At 74.3% G+C, this 14,913-nt stretch carries 7 protein-coding genes; 2 read left to right on the forward strand and 5 right to left on the reverse strand.

Annotation, left to right across the window (positions count from 1 at the left end; all coding sequences use genetic code 11):
* Positions 1 to 29: 29 nt before the first annotated feature.
* Entirely contained in the window at positions 30 to 1,253 is a 1,224-nt protein-coding gene (locus ACQ9ZG_RS15670) for an MFS transporter (RefSeq protein WP_019763960.1), read from the reverse strand.
* Between the two features lie 157 nt (positions 1,254 to 1,410).
* Entirely contained in the window at positions 1,411 to 2,484 is a 1,074-nt protein-coding gene (locus ACQ9ZG_RS15675) for an alkene reductase (RefSeq protein WP_050451227.1), read from the reverse strand.
* 178 nt (positions 2,485 to 2,662) lie between these two features.
* Here ACQ9ZG_RS15675 and ACQ9ZG_RS15680 point away from each other — a divergent pair, with 178 nt between their 5' ends.
* Positions 2,663 to 5,359: a helix-turn-helix transcriptional regulator gene (locus tag ACQ9ZG_RS15680; protein WP_084994020.1), complete on the forward strand. Its 2,697-nt coding sequence runs from the start codon at positions 2,663 to 2,665 to the stop codon at positions 5,357 to 5,359.
* Positions 5,360 to 5,772: 413 nt separating this feature from the next.
* Positions 5,773 to 7,689 (forward strand): helix-turn-helix domain-containing protein, encoded by a 1,917-nt coding sequence (locus tag ACQ9ZG_RS15685; RefSeq protein WP_032754514.1) that lies wholly within the window; start codon positions 5,773 to 5,775, stop codon positions 7,687 to 7,689.
* Positions 7,690 to 7,769: 80 nt separating this feature from the next.
* Here ACQ9ZG_RS15685 and ACQ9ZG_RS15690 read toward each other — a convergent pair whose 3' ends face one another.
* From ACQ9ZG_RS15690 to ACQ9ZG_RS15700, 3 genes are all read right to left on the reverse strand, one after another.
* The gene (locus tag ACQ9ZG_RS15690) at positions 7,770 to 8,996 is read right to left on the reverse strand and encodes an IS701 family transposase (protein ID WP_026237816.1); all 1,227 of its coding nucleotides are present in this window, start codon (positions 8,994 to 8,996) and stop codon (positions 7,770 to 7,772) included.
* Between the two features lie 429 nt (positions 8,997 to 9,425).
* Positions 9,426 to 10,646 carry a S8 family peptidase gene (locus ACQ9ZG_RS15695; RefSeq protein ID WP_109917356.1) on the reverse strand — a complete coding sequence of 407 codons (1,221 nt, stop codon included), beginning with the start codon at positions 10,644 to 10,646 and terminating at the stop codon, positions 9,426 to 9,428.
* 369 nt (positions 10,647 to 11,015) lie between these two features.
* Positions 11,016 to 14,792 (reverse strand): AfsR/SARP family transcriptional regulator, encoded by a 3,777-nt coding sequence (locus ACQ9ZG_RS15700; protein ID WP_499280691.1) that lies wholly within the window; start codon positions 14,790 to 14,792, stop codon positions 11,016 to 11,018.
* Between the last annotated feature and the right edge of the window lie 121 nt (positions 14,793 to 14,913).

The following is a 14,913-nucleotide window of genomic DNA, read 5'->3' on the forward strand; positions in this document are numbered from 1 at the left end:
CCGGGGCTCTCGCTGTACCCGCCGTCGTCCTAGAGGAGCGAGACGATGGCCGGTCCGAAGGCCGCGCCGAGCAGGTAGAAGAGGTTGAACAGACCGATGGCGGCGGGTCGTTCCTCGTCGGGCACCGCCTTGGTGGAGTGCACCGCGAAGACGCCCTGCCCGGAGGCGGCCGCGATCGAGGCGAGGGCCTGGGCGAGGAGCAGCAGGATCGCCACGGTGCTCACCGAGGCCAGCAGCACCCCGACGGCGCTGAGGGCGAGGAGGGTGAAGATGACCGGCTGCCGGCCCACCTTCGCCGAGAGGGCCACCACCAGCCAGGAGAGCGCGCCACCGAGCAGCAGCGGCCAGACCATGGCCCCGCCGATCGTCCCGCTCGACCAGGAGGTGTGGTCCGAGAGGGAGTTGGGCACCGCGAACATCAGCCCGAAGTTGACCGCCGCGAGCAGGAAGGCCAGCACCGAGGAGATCAGGAAGACCGGGCTGCGGACCACCACGGCCGGGACGAACCCCTGCGGCTTGACCCGCAGGTGCCAGACCAGGGCGGCGATCGTCAGCACCGAGAGCACCCCGGCGATGGCCGGGTAGTGCGGGACGAAGACCAGGGCCGTGACCACGGCGGTGAGCAGCACCGCGCCCAGTCCGTCGAAGGCGGCGGTCGAGGTCGGCCGGGTGGAGGCCCGGCCGATGATGACGAGCAGGGCGATCAGGCTGAGCGCGGGCAGGGCGAGGGTCGCCTGCCAGTTGATCGCGTCGTTGACCAGCGAGCCGACCAGCGGCGCGGTGGAGCCGACGACCGCGAGCGAGGCGGTGACGAAGCCCATCGAGCGAGCGGAGTTCGTCAGGCTCATCGCGATGGAGGTGAGCCCGGCGGTGCCGAGCGCCTGGAGCGCGCAGCCGATGATGACGGCCGGGAGCGCCGGTACGGCGAGGACCAGCAGGGCGCCCAGCAGGACCAGCGCCCCGCAGCCGGCGAGCGCGGCGCGCGCGCCCCGGTGCCGCAGCAGCCCGGTCATCAGCGGGGTGCCCACCGCGATGCCCCAGCCGAAGGCGGTGACGCCCCAGGTGACGGTGCCGGTGGTGGTGGACAGGTCGCGGGCGATGTCGTCGAGGACCAGCGCGGGTCCGGCGATGCCGAACGAGAGCGGTCCGGCCATCAGCCCCAGCCAGTAGGTGGGGATGCGGGGGGTGTCGGGTGCCGGGTGGTCCGCGCCCTCGGGGCGCGCGGTGCCCGGACCCGCGAGAGATTCACTCACGGTTCCTCCAGGGGTGAGGTAAGGGGCGTCGGCTCCGCCTGCGCGGGGCCCGGCACCGGAATCGCCCGGCGGACCGGGCGTCGTACGGTCGAGCGGTCACGTGGCCGGGCGGGGGCCCGGCCACGGAGCCGTGCGGTGCGGTGGTGCGGTGGTGCGCTCAGGCGTCGAGCGTCGGGTAGTCCGTGTAGCCCTTGTGGTCGCCGCCGTAGAAGGTGGAGGCGTCCGGCGAGTTGAACGGGCCGCCGACGCGGACGCGGCGCTGCAGGTCGGGGTTGGCGAGCCAGAGCGAGCCGAGGCTGACCGCGTCGGCGAGGTCGTCCTGGAGGACCTCCAGCGCGCTCTCGGGGGTCACGGAGGCCTCGGTGCCCGTCTTGTGCGGGTTGAGGATCAGCGTGCCCGGCCACTCGGCCCGGATCAGCTCGGTGACCTCGCGGTGGCCGAACTCCATGATGTGCACGTAGGCGAGGTTGTACGGGGCCAGCGTGCGGATCAGCGTGCGGTACAGCTCGGCGGGGTCGCTCTCGCTGATGCCCTCGCTGGTGGAGCCGGGCGAGATACGGATGCCCACGCGCTCGGGGCCGATGGCGTCGCTGACGGCCCGCGCGACCTCGTCGGCGAACCGGACCCGGTTCTCCACCGAACCGCCGTAGACGTCGGTGCGCTGGTTGGAGCCGTCGGCCAGGAACTGCTGGATCAGATAGCCGTTGGCGCCGTGCAGTTCCACACCGTCGAACCCGGCGTCCACCGCGTGCTTGGCGGCGGAGACGAAGTCCTCCACGGTCTGCGCGATGTCCTCCAGGGTCATCTCGCGCGGGACCGGGTGGTCGACCATGCCGTCGGGGGTGTACATCTGCCCGCCGGTGGCGATCGCCGAGGGCGCGACCGGAAGGGCGCCGTCCGGGTAGAGGCTGGGGTGGCCGACCCGGCCCGAGTGCATGAGCTGGACGAAGATCCGGCCGCCGGCGGCGTGCACCGCGTCGGTCACCCGGCGCCAGGCCTCGGCCTGCTCGGCGGAGTGCAGCCCCGGGGTGTCGATGTAGCCCTGACCGATCACGCTCGGCTGGGTACCCTCGGTGATGATCAGCCCGGCCCCGGCCCGCTGGGCGTAGTAGTCGGCGGTCAGGGCGTTCACGGAACGGTCGACGGAACGGCTGCGTGTCATCGGGGCCATCACCAGGCGGTTCGGCAGGGTCATCTTGCCTACGCGCAGGGGGGCGAACAGCTCGTCCATGGTCTCCTCCATCGGGTTGTGATCATCGGGGGATGTCCTGATCACAACGGTAGGAGCGGCGCCCTCGCGCGGAATCCGTAGTCTCTACTGCTCCCGGTACGTATTCACGGGTAAGTAACATGGGACCGTATACCGATGGCATGCGGGCGGGTCTGGTAACGGGTGGAGGGGGACGTCGGTGCTGTACGGGCGAACCACCGAACAGGAGCGGCTGACGCAACTGGTGGCCGCGGCACGTGCCGGGTGCAGTGGTGCACTTCTGGTACGCGGTGAGGCGGGGATCGGCAAGACGGCACTGCTCGACTGGCTCGCCGAGACGGCGGCCCGGCCGGAGCACGGGGACGACGGACGAGAGCTGCGTATCTTACGGGTCACCGGCATCGAACCGGAAGCGGATCTGGCCTTCGGAGGCCTGGTCCAGCTGCTCTGGCCGGTCCAGAGCCGCCTGGACGCCCTCCCCGAGCCGCAGGCCGCGGCCCTGCGGGCGGTGCTGGGCACCGGTGCCGAGCAGCGCGGCCCCGACCGCTTCCTCACCGGTCTCGCGGTCCTGACCGTCCTGGCGGACCTCGCCGAGGACGGCCCTCTCCTCTGTCTCGTCGACGACGCCCAGTGGCTGGACCAGGCCACGGCCGAGGCCCTGCTCTTCGCCGCCCGCCGGCTGGCCGCCGAGGGCGTGGCGATGGTGCTGGCCGGGCGGGACGACGGTTTCTCCGCCCCGGGCATCCCCGAGCTGCGGCTGAACCGGCTGGGCTTCGAGGACTCCTCGCGGCTGCTGGCCGACCGGGGCCGGGCGCCGGCCCTGCGCTCCCAGATCATCACCGAGTCCGCGGGCAACCCGCTCGCCCTCATCGAATTCGACTCCGCGCGGCGCGATCAGCCGCACCAGCATGCCCCGTTGCCCGTCGCGGACCGTGTGTTCTCGGCCTTTCGGTCACAGATCGGCAAACTGCCGGAGCGCACCCGGCTGATGATGCTCATCGCGGCCGCCGAGGCGCGCGGCGATCTGCCCCTGCTGCTGCGCGCGTCGGAGCTGCTGGGCGTGGACCTGGGTGATCTGGAGGAGGCCGAGCGGTCCGGGCTGATGTACGTCATGGACGGCACGGTCACCTTCCGTCACCCTCTGATCGCCTCGGCGACGTACCAGGGCTCCGTGCTCGCCCGCCGGATCGCCGTGCACCGGGCGCTGGCCGAGGCAGCCGTCGACCCCGACTGCCGGGCCCGCCATCTGCTGGCGATCACCACCGCCCCCGACCAGGACGTGGCGCTGGAGCTGGCCGGGGCGGCCGCCCGAGCCCGGGGCCGTACGGCGTACGCGGCGGCCTCCGGCCTCTTCCGGCACGCCGCCCGGATCAGCCCGGAGCAGGAGCAGCGGGCCGCCTGGCTGACCGAGGCGGCGGCCCTCGCCCTCGCCGGGGGTCATGCCGCACAGGCGGACCGGCTGGCCGAGGAGGCGGACCCGCTCCAGGACGACCCGGCCGTCGGCGCCACGATCGCCTCGGTGCGGGCGGCCGTCGTCTTCGAGCTGGGCGACCAGAGCGAGGCGGCGCACGGGCTGCTGGCCCGCGTCGGGGACGCCGCGACCCCGGAGACCTCCGGCATGCTCCGGACGGCGGCGGCCTACGGCTGGCTGGCCGGTGACGAGGAGACCGTGCGCGCCGCCGGGGCCCGGCTCGCGGCGGGCGGCTGTACGGACCCGCTGGTGGAGGGGTTGGAGCGGCTCTGCGAGGACGACGCCGAGCACGGGCTGCCGCTGCTCGCCGGGTTCCTGGAGCGCCGGCTCGACGCGCCCGACACCCGGGACGTGGACGAGCAGGCCGTCCGGATGCTCGCGCTCACCTGCGGCACGATCCTCGGTGACGACGAGGCGGCGCTCGACCTGGCCTCGACGGAGGTGCGGTGGTGCCGCTCCCAGGGCATCATCGGCGAACTCCCGTACGCGCTCGACGTCCTGGCCCAGAACCAGGTCCTGGCCGGACGGCACCGGGACGCCGAGGCGTCGGTGACGGAGGCGGAGGAGATCGCCCGGGACACCGGGATGCGCCAGCGGCTGGCCCGGCTGGCGGCGGTGCGCGCGCGGATCGCCGCCATCGAGGGGGACGCCCAGCGGGTCCGCGAGCTGGCCGAGGCGACCCCCGAGGCGCTGTGCACCGGGGTGGACTGCGCGGGCGTCCTGCTCGACCTGGGGCTCGGGGACTTCGACTCGGCCCTCAGCCGGCTGACCCCGCCGCCGCCCGGCCCCGACCGGTACATCTGGCTCTCCCTCTCCACCGCCGCCGACCAGGTGGAGGCGGCGGTCCGGCTCGGGCAGCCGGAGCGCGCCGAGGAGGCGCTGCGCCACTTCGAGAACTGGGCCGCCGCCGGGGCCCGCCCCCGCACCTCCACCACCGTCGCACCCTGGGCGCAGGCGGTGGTCCTGCGGTGCAAGGCCCTCCTCACCGACCAGCCGGAGTACTACACCCAGGCGCTGCACCTGCACGAGAAGGGCGGCCGCCCCTTCGAGCGGGCGCGGACCGAGCTGCTGTACGGGGAGTGGCTGCGCCGGGCCCGCCGGCGCAACGAGGCCCGGGAGATGCTGCGTTCGGCGCTGACCACCTTCGAGCGGCTCCAGGCGGAGCCCTGGATGCGCCGGGCCCGGGCCGAACTCCAGGCGTCCGGCGACCACCTGGTGACGGCCCGGATGCTGGCGGACAACCTGATCGACCGGCTCACCCCGCAGGAGCTCCAGGTGGTGCGGCTCGCCAAGGACGGCAGCAGCAGCCGGGAGATCGCCGCGCAGCTGTTCCTGAGCCCGCGCACGGTGGAGCACCACCTCTACAAGGCATACCCGAAGCTGGGTGTGGGCTCCCGGCAGGAGCTGGTCCTGCTCGACCTCTGAGGCCGCCCGCACGGCTGAAAGAGGACCGTCGGCAGACCGGGGGCGGACCGGGGAACCACCGCCCCCGCGACAGAATCAGACGGAAACGGACGGAAGATGTTCACCTTCCCGTCCGTTTCCGTCGCCGACCGCTGCTCCGACCCCCTGCCCCACGCTCCACACGGGTGTCCGGCCACCTCATGGGCCGTCGGCCGATATGGCGAAAAGTGCGCTCCCTACCGCCCGGGGCCGTTCTACGGTGCCCGGACCACCTCCCCCTGAAGATCAGGGCATATTACGCTTCCAAGCGGTGCCGGTGGCGGAGTGACGACGCGACCGCGTGGGCCGCACCGGGCCGCTGACCAGAGATGTTGCCGGGCCGCACAACGGGGGATCACGTGTTAAGACACGAAGCCGAGGCGAACGTCGATGCTGTGGCCATATTGGAGCTGCTGGCCTCCGACGCACCGCCTGACCGATTCGAATCGCTCCTCACCCGGGCCCGCTCCGCGGGTATGCCCGGACCGCAGCTGGACCGTCTGGAGAACGCCCGGAAACTCGGCCTGCACATCTACTCCCAGCTCGACCGCCGCCAGCAGCGCGAGGCCAGCCTCTCCGCCCTGGTGGACATCGCCCGGGAGCTGTCCGCCCCGTACGACCTGAAGACCCTGCTCAAGGTGACCACCCGCCGGGCCCGGATGCTGCTCGGCGCGGACATCTCCTACATCACCCTGCTCACCTCGGAGAAGGGCACCGCCCGGGTCGAGGCCAGCGACGGGCACGTCTCGTCGTTCCACGTCGGGATGCAGATCCCGCAGGGGGCCGGGAGCAGCGACGTCCTGACGACCTCGGCGCCCTTCTGGAGCGCGGACTACCTCAGCGACGCCCGCTTCCCCCACCACGAGCGGCTGGACGAGATGGTGCGGGCGGAGGAGCTGCGCGGCATCATGGCGGTCCCGCTCTCCCACGGCAGCGGCCCGTTCGGCGTGCTGCACGTCGCGGACCGCGAGCCGCGCCACTTCTCGGCGGACGAGGTGTCCCTGATGAGTTCGCTGGGCGATCTCGCGGGGGCCGTCATCGAGAAGGCCTGGCTGATGGACCGGACCGCGGCCGAGGTGGAGATGCTCCAGCGCCGGACCGAGGAGGCGGAGACGGGACACCGCCAGTGGCAGGAGGTCGGTGACCTCCACGAGTTCCTGATGTCCCAGGTGCTCTCCGGCTGCGATCTGCAGACCCTGGCCGAGGCCGCGGCCGACGGGCTCGGGGGCGTCCTCACCATCTGCGCGGGCGACGGCACCGTGCTGGCCTCCACCGCCGGGGAGCAGCCCGACGACGAAACGCTGATCCCCCGGGCGATGATGGACGCCCACGCCGCGGGCAAGGCGGTCCGGGTGAAGAACAGCCTGTGGGCGGCCCCGGTCATGATGGGCGACGAGAACCTGGGCGCGGTGCTCCTGCGCACCGAACGGCCCCTGTGGGACTCGGGCGTCCGGCTGCTGGGCCTGATGGCGCAGACCACCGCCGTCCTGCTGCTCCGGCAGAACAGCCACGGCATCGTGATGGAGAGCCAGGCCCGCGACGGCTTCCTGGACGACCTCGTCAACCGTACGCGCTCCACACGGGAGCTGGACCGGCGCGCCCGCAAGCTGGGCGTCGCCCTGGAGGAGTCGTACGTCGTCGTGGTGGCCAGCCCGGTCGGCGACGCCCGGCGCAAGGCGATGATCTGGGCCTCCTCCTACGCGCACCGCAACGACGGGCTGAAGTCGGAGCAGGCGGGCCGGGTGGTCTTCCTGCTCCCCGGCACCGACGCGGCGGAGGTCGCCCGCGAGGTGCACAACGACCTCTCGCCGCTGCTCCGGCACCTGGTCACGGTCAGCGCCGCCGGCCCGGTCTCCGGCGCGGGCCCCATCCACCGCAGCTATCTGGAGGCGCTGCGGTGCCTGGAGGTGATGGGCGCGCTGGGGCTCTCGGGCCGGTCGGCGGCCGCCTCCGAGCTGGGCTTCCTCGGACTGCTGGTCTCCGACGACCACGACGTGGACGGCTTCATCGAGTCGGTGATCGGCCCGGTGGCCCGCTACGACGACCAGCGGCTCACCCAGCTCACCGACACGTTGGAGGCCTTCTTCCACTCCTCCGGCTCACCCACCCACGCGGCGAAGGCCCTCCATGTGCACCCGAACACCGTCGCGCGCCGGCTGGAGCGGGTCGGTGAACTGCTGGGCGAGGACTGGCACCGGCCGGACCGCGCCCTTGAGGTCCAACTGGCCCTGAAGCTCAGGCGGATGAGGTCGGCCCTGATGGGGCGGGAACCGCTCGCCGGAGGTCACCGGACCGGCGCCGACGGGGAGTGAGGCTCAGGGCCGCCCGCCCGGCCCGGACCACCCCCGGCACCGCACCGGCGCCGAGGGGAAGCGGGCCGGGGTGACCGCCCTCAGCACAGGGCACGGGCCTCGTCGCCCACCCGGCTGAGGGCGACCACGGTGTGGGCGGCCGAGGCGAGGGTGACGTGCCGGTGCCAGCCGGCGAAGGAGCGGCCCGTGTAGTCGCGGATGCCCACCCGCTCCGCGACCTCGCGGAAGTCGTGGTCCACCCGGTCGACGAGCCGGGTGAGCCGCAGGAGTTCGGCGGCCGGGGTGTCCGTCATATTGGTCAGCCACAGCTCACCGGGCCACCCCCGCCCGTGCTCGCCCACGCCGAGCAGCACCAGGTCCCCGCGCCGGCGCGCCACCCGCATGGGGCTCGGTATCCGGGTCCGGACCGCCGCGACGAGGCTCCTGCGGGCCGGGCGCCCGGGGCCGTGGGCACGCCAGGCCACCGGCCGGCGCAGGTCCCGGGCGGCGCCCATGATCTGGTGCGCCGTGGACGTACCGCTGCGGCCGCGCAGCATCGGGTCGGTGACCTCCAGGCGGGTGCTGCCCGGCACGCGGGCCAGCACCTGGACGCCCGCCGCGTGGTACGAGCGCACGGTGGCCGCGGCCTCCGCCGCGTCGGTGGCGTGCCCGTCGAGCACCACCGGGCGGTCCGGCAGCCCCCAGGACCGCATCATGCCCAGGTACGCCTCGTGGGCGCAGTCGGCGGGCGACTCCGACGCGACGGCGTCCGGTATCGAGGCCTGGAGCCGGCGGGCCCCGTCCTCCAGCCAGGCGTCCGAGAGGTGCAGCCGCCAGTTGACGGGGAAGCTGCCGGTCTCGGAGGCGGCCCACACCCCCACCGCGTACTGGGCGTTGAGGACCTGGCCGGTATACGGAAGGAACTGCCGCTCCACCCCCACCGAGTTCTCCCCGGCCTTCGGAATGACCATCGAGCGGACGACCCACGCCTGCGGTGGTGCCACGCGCACCACGTGCTCGGCCAGGGCCCGGCGTACCGGCTTCCACCCCCAGGTGGAGCTGGCGACGAAGTGGTGCAGACTCTGCTCGGTCGCGCTGCCGCCCAGCACGGCGGCGATGTTCCGGATCGACTTGCGGCCCTCGGCCGCGATCAGCGCCTGAAGGTAGTTCATGCCCCTGCGCCGCTGGTCACTGCGGGGGAGGGAGAGGAACAGGCGTGAGCCCAGTTCCCCGAGAACGATGTCCTCGACTCCGGAGACGTCGAGCGGCAGGCGGTGCTGCTCGTCCGATAAACGATTGTCTGTATGAAGAGCAGCAGCGGAACTCATCCCTGTACCTTCCCTCTAGGCGATGCTTCTGGGAATTTCGTTCCCTACGGTGCGTGCCGGGCGGGTGGCATGCCTAGGTGCTCCGGACACCGGCTTGACCGCCGATACGGTGTTCGATCCACCGACGCCATAATTCGGCTGGGACGACTGCGACCTGGGTCACGTCGGGGATGGTGGCGATGCACCATGCAACGGATGTGTTACGGGCGGATACACACACGGATACCTGACGTCCGAGAGGCATCCGCGCACCACAACCCCCCTGTCCCGCCGGGTGTGCCCGGACCCCTGCCACGGAGCGTGACATGAAGGCGAGCGGCGCTCACCTTCCGTGCACCCCCGCACCGCGGAACGGCCGGTGGTCGCGCGGGGAGCACCCCGCACGGCCACCGGCCGCCGTCACTCTCGGCTCAGCGCAGGCCTGTCACCTCACGGAACGAGCCGCAGAAGCTTGTTGGGCGACCCGGACCCGATGTTGGTGAGGACGTTGTTCGTCGCACCGTTCACGAGGGCGTTGCCCACGGCGGCCGGGGAGGCGCCGGGGTTGCCGGTCAGATAGACGGCGGCGGCACCGGCGACGTGGGGCGCGGCGAAGGAGGTGCCGCTGCCGGTGTAGGTGGCGGTGTCGGAGGTGGCCCAGCCCGCCGTGATGTCGGAGCCCGGCGCGAAGAGGTCCACGCGGGGCCCGTAGTTGGAGTAGCTCGCCCGGGCGTCGGTCCGGGTGGTGGCGCCGACGGTGAGCGCGGTCTCCACCCGGGCGGGCGAGTAGTTGGAGGCGAGCGCGCCCGAGTTGCCCGCCGCGATGGAGTAGGTCACCCCGGCCGCGATCGACCGCCGTACCGCGTCGTCCAGGGCGGTGCTGGCCCCGCCGCCGAGCGAGACGTTGGCCACGGAGTTGGCCACCCGGTTGGCGGTGATCCAGTCGACGCCCGCGATGACCCCGGCGGTGGTACCGGAGCCGCTGTTGTTGAGGACGCGCACGGCGACGATCCTCGCCTTCTTGGCCACGCCGTAGGTGGTGCCGGCGGCGGTGGTCGCGACGTGCGTGCCGTGGCCGTTGCCGTCCTGGGCGACGGCGTCGTTGTCGACGAAGTCCCAGCCGTTCACGGCCCGTCCGGCGATGTCCTGGTGGGTGATGCGGACGCCCGTGTCCAGGACGAAGACGGTGGCACCGCCACCGGCGGAGTCCGGGTAGGTGAACGTGCCGTTCAGCGGCAGGTTCGCCTGGTCGATCCGGTCCAGCCCCCAGGGCGCGTTGGTCTGGGTGGCCGTCGCGTGCACCTTCTGGTCCTGCTCGACCGAGGCGACCGCCGGATCGGCGGCCAGCCGCCTGGCCTGCGCGCTGCTGAGCTTCGCCGCGTACCCGTTGAGGGCGGAGGTGTAGGTGCGCTCGATCGTGCCGCCGTACCCGGCTATGAGCGTCCGGCCCCGCGCGGCCGTCGCACCGAACCCGGCCGTCTCCTTCAGCGTGACGATGTAGCTGCCGGGCACCGCCCCGGCCGCCCCCGCGTGCAGGATTCTGCCCTCGGGCGCGGGGGCGGGAGCCGCCTGCGCCGGTAAGGCCGCGCCCGCTCCGACCGCGAGCGCCAAGGTCGTGGCCGCGGCGATCGCTCCGGCGATCCTTCGCTTGGTGGTGCGCACTGCTGCCATGAAGAGTCTCCTCGAACGGTGGCGCGCCAGGGTCCACGCGCCGGGGGAACGCGGCGTACGGGGTTTCGTCCGCCGCGTTTCGACGATGGAGCCGCGCGTCCGGGCGGGACAAGGGCGCACGGGTGGATGTCATGGCCGCGACACATACGGTGACGCTGCGTCAATTTGCCCTACACACAAGGAAATACGCCCGTCGCGCGTTCCGGAATGCGAGACGCCCCACGTACGCCCCCGGCCTCCGGGAGCCGTGCTTCCGGAGGCCGGGGGCGGGAGCCGTGCTTCCGGGCGGCCGGTGCCGTGGTTCGGGGACCGCGCGGGTCCGTCTCGGCCGTGGACCGGTCGGCGCGGCGGCGGGCCCGGGGCGGTTCCCTACGAGGTCGGTCCGGTACGGACCCGGCGGGCCGCCTCCTCCGGGGTCAGCCGGGCGCCCTCCGCGTACGCCTCCGAGAACGCCTCCGCTCCCAGGGCCGCCCGGACCGAGGCGGTGATCCGGTCGACGTCGGCGCGTTCGGCGGGCGGCAGCGGGGCCCCGGCCTCGCGGCGGGCGGCCGCCGCCGCGCCCAGGAGGACGGCCGCCCGGGTGGCGGAGGGGGTGCCGGCGGCGAGGGCCGCCGCCCCGGCGAGGCCTTCCAGGGAGAGGGCCAGGGCGCGGGGTTCCGCGAGGGCGCGGGCGATCTCCAGGCCCTGGAGGTGGTGGGTCTCCGCCGCAGCCGCGTCGCCGCGCAGCTCCGCGACGAAGCCCAGCTCGGCCAGGAGCAGGTGGTCGCCCGCCTGGGAGGAGACATCGGCGTACCCGTCCCGGATGTGGAGCAGGTGGGCCTCCGCCCCGTCCAGGTCGCCCGAGCGGCGGGCGCCGAGGGCGAGGCCCATCTCGGAGTGGATCTCGCCGTACTTGTAGCCCTGTTCGGCCGCGCTCCGGCGTGCCTGTCCGTGCAGCTCGCGGGCGCGCTCCCAGTCCCGGGCGAGCAGGGCCAGCCGGCCGAGTCCGGAGAGCCGCGCGGACACCTCCGCCTCCAGGCCCAGCTCCCGCGCCATGAGCAGCCCTTCGCGCTGGCGGCGGTCCGCCTCCTCGTACCCGCCCTTGATCTCGGCGAGCGCCGCCAGCGGGGACACGGTCTGCAACTCGCCCCAGCGGTCCCCCAGTTCCCGGAAGGCCAGGGCGCTGCGCGTCCCGTCGCGGCCCAGGCCGGCGAGGTCCCCGCGGACCAGCGCGAGCGTGGCGCGCAGACCGAGCGCCGCCGCCGTGCCCCACCGGTCGCCCGTGGCGGTGGAGAGGCCGAGCGCGCGGTCGTTCAGTTCGCCGCTTCCGGCCGCGTCCCCCGCGCTGAACAGGCCGTACGCGCAGAGCCAGAGCGCCCGGGCCCGGCGCACGGGGTCCGGGACGGCCTCGGCGGTGGCGGCGGCCCGGGCGGCGGCGACCGCCGTACGGTCCCCGGTGAGCAGCGCGAACGCGGCCTGGAGGAGGGCGAGTTCGGCCGGTCCGCCGTCCGTCACGGCGAGCACGGCGGCCAGGCTGCGGCGGGCCTCCGTGAGGCGGCCGCGCAGCAGCCACCACCAGGCCAGGGCGGTGGCCAGCCGGACCGCCTCCGCCGCCCCGTCCGGCTCCCGCGGCTTCCCCGGTTCTCCCGGCTCTCCCGGCTCCTCCGGCTTACCCGGCTCCTCCGGCTCTCCCGGCTTCCCCGACTTCCCCGCCCCTCCCGCTCCCTGTGCCTCCTCCGCCCTGCCCGGGCCCGCCGGTCTGCCCGGGCGCCCGGGATCTCCCGGCGCCCCCGGCGTCCCGGGCCCCCCGGCGGCCGCCCGGCGCACCGCCTCGTCGAGCGCCGTCCGCAGGTTGCCGGCCTCGGCGTCCAGGCGGGCCAGCCAGGGCCGTTGCCCGGCGCCGCGCAGCTCCGGCTCGGCGTGTTCGGCCAGCGCCCGGTAGTGGAGGAGATGGCGGTCGCGTACGGCGGTGAGGTCCTCCATCTCGTGGAGCCGCTCGGTCGCATACGCGGCGACGGACTCCAGGAGCCGGTAGCGGGGGCCGGTCGGGCCGTCCGCCACGACCACCAGGGACCGGTCGACCAGCCGGGTGACCAGGTCGAGCACCTCGTCCCGGGCGACCCCGTCCCCCGCGCAGACCGCCTCGGCGGCGGCCAGGTCGCAGCCGTCGGTGTGGGCGGCGAGGCGGCGCAGGACGATGCGTTCGGGGGCGCTGAGCAGCTCCCAGCTCCAGTCGATCACCGCCCGCAGCGTCTGCTGGCGGGCCGGGGCGCCCCGCTGCCCGAAGGTCAGCACCCGGAACCGGTCGTGCAGCCGTGCCGCCAACTCCCTTACGCCCAGAGCCCGCACCCGGGTCGCGGCCAGCTCCAGCGCGAGCGGGATGCCGTCCAGGCGGCGGCAGATCTCGTCGACCGCCCGGCGCTCGGGCTCGTCCGGCGCCTCCGGGTCGCGCGGGAAGCCGGGGGTGGCCGCGGCGGCGCGCTCCATGAACATCCTTACCGCGTCCGCCGGTTGCAGCGGCTCCACCAGGAACACCGCCTCGCCCGCCAGACCGAGCGGCTCCTGCCCGGTGGCCATGACCCGCAGCCCGGGGGCGGTGCGCAGGAGCAGCTCGGCGAGTTCGGCGGCGGCGTCCACGACGTGTTCGCAGTTGTCCAGGACGAGCAGGGTGCGGCGGTCGCGCAGGGCGGCGGCGAGGCGGTGCGGCAGGGACCGCGTGGCGGGGCCGGTGCCCGGCAGGGGGCGGGGGGCGTCGTCGCGGATACCGAGCGTGGCGGCGACGACCTGGGCGAGGTCGGCGGGGGTGCCGGTACGGAGGCCGGAGAACTCCACGAACCAGGCGCCGTCGGCCAGTTCGCCGCTCCGGGCCCCATCCCGGCCGGCGGTGGCCGCCGCCACGGCCAGCCGGGTCTTGCCGACGCCCCCGGGCCCGGTGAGGGTCACCAGCCGCGCTTCGGAGAGAAGCCGGTCGAGATCGTCGAGCGCCTGACGGCGGCCCACCAGGGGGGTGAGGGGGACCGGGAGGTTGGTGGAGGGCGGGGCGGAGGCGGAGGCCGCCCGACCCGGGGCAGGGTCCTGATCCTCGGCCGGGCTCCCAGGCCAGACAGGAGCCTGGTACCCACCCGGGGCCTGGCGGGCCGGGGCCTGATGGCGGGCCGGGGCGGAGGAGGCGGTGGCGGGAGTGGTGAAGACCGTGTCCGGGGTGGAGGAGGCGGAGGCCGAGGCGGAGGAGGCGGTGGCGGGAGTGGTGAAGACCGTGTCCGGGGCGGTGGAGGCAGTGGCCGGAGCGGAAGAGACCGTGGCCGGGGCGGTGGAGGCAGTGGCCGGAGCGGAAGAGACCGTGGCCGGGGTGGAGGAGGCGGCCGACGGGCCGGTGGGGACGGTGGCCGGGGCGGTGAGGACGGCGGCCGGGGCGGGCGGAGTCTCCGTCCTCAGGCCCGGCTCCTGGCGCAGCAACGCCTGGTGCAGGGAGGCCAGTTCGGGGCTCGGATCGACCCCCAGCTCCTCCGCCAGCCGGGTGCGGAGGTCTGCGTACGACGTCAGCGCCTCGCTCTGCCGGCCCGCCGCGTACAGAGCCCTCATCGAGGCCGCGCGCAGTCGCTCCCGCAGTGGGTGGCGCGCCACGAGGTCGGCCAGCTCCCCGGCGAGGAGCGCGTGGTCCCCCGTCTCCAGGCGCGCCTCCGCCTGCTCCTCCAGTACGGAGAGCCGCTGCTCGGCGAGGCGTTGGGCGGCCGCCTGTACGAAGGGGCCGTCCGCGAAGTCCGCGTACGCCGGTCCGCGCCACAGCTCCAGGGCCTCCGTCAGCAGCGCGGCCCGCGCGCCCGGGTCCCGTACGGGGCGGGCCGCCGTCACCAGGGCCCGGAACCGTACGGCGTCCACCTCGTCGCCGCCCTCGTCGAACCGGAGCCGGTAGCCGGCGGGCCGGCGCTCCACCCGGTCGCGGCCGATGACCCGGCGCAGCTGGGAGACCTTGGCCTGGAGGGCGCCCGCGGGCTTGCCCGGAGGCGCGTCGCCCCACAGGTCGTGGATGAGGCGGTCGGCGGAGACCGGGCCCCCGTCGTTCGCGAGCAGATCCGCCAGCAGGGCCCTGACCTTGGCCTCGGGGACCCTGATCTCCCGCCCCTCGCCGTCCCACACCACCAGTGGCCCGAGCACCCCAAACCGCATAGCCGCCACCGTACAGGCCCGGATGACGGGCGTCCGGGGGCTCCTCCCGCGCACGGCGGCGGCCGACAGCACCCGTCGGACCGCCCCGCCCCGGCGCACCACGGCCCGCCGCGGCCCGGCC

It is taken from the genome of Streptomyces araujoniae, from assembly GCF_050871195.1.
Lineage (GTDB): Bacteria > Actinomycetota > Actinomycetes > Streptomycetales > Streptomycetaceae > Streptomyces > Streptomyces bacillaris.

Excerpts from the sequence above, each read along its gene's own strand:
- ACQ9ZG_RS15690 (WP_026237816.1), bottom strand. The coding sequence starts at position 8,996 with ATGAGTTCCGCTGCTGCTCTTCATACAGACAATCGTTTATCGGACGAG.
- ACQ9ZG_RS15700 (WP_499280691.1), bottom strand. The coding sequence starts at position 14,792 with ATGCGGTTTGGGGTGCTCGGGCCACTGGTGGTGTGGGACGGCGAGGGG.
- ACQ9ZG_RS15695 (WP_109917356.1), bottom strand. The coding sequence starts at position 10,646 with ATGGCAGCAGTGCGCACCACCAAGCGAAGGATCGCCGGAGCGATCGCC.
- ACQ9ZG_RS15675 (WP_050451227.1), bottom strand. The coding sequence starts at position 2,484 with ATGGACGAGCTGTTCGCCCCCCTGCGCGTAGGCAAGATGACCCTGCCG.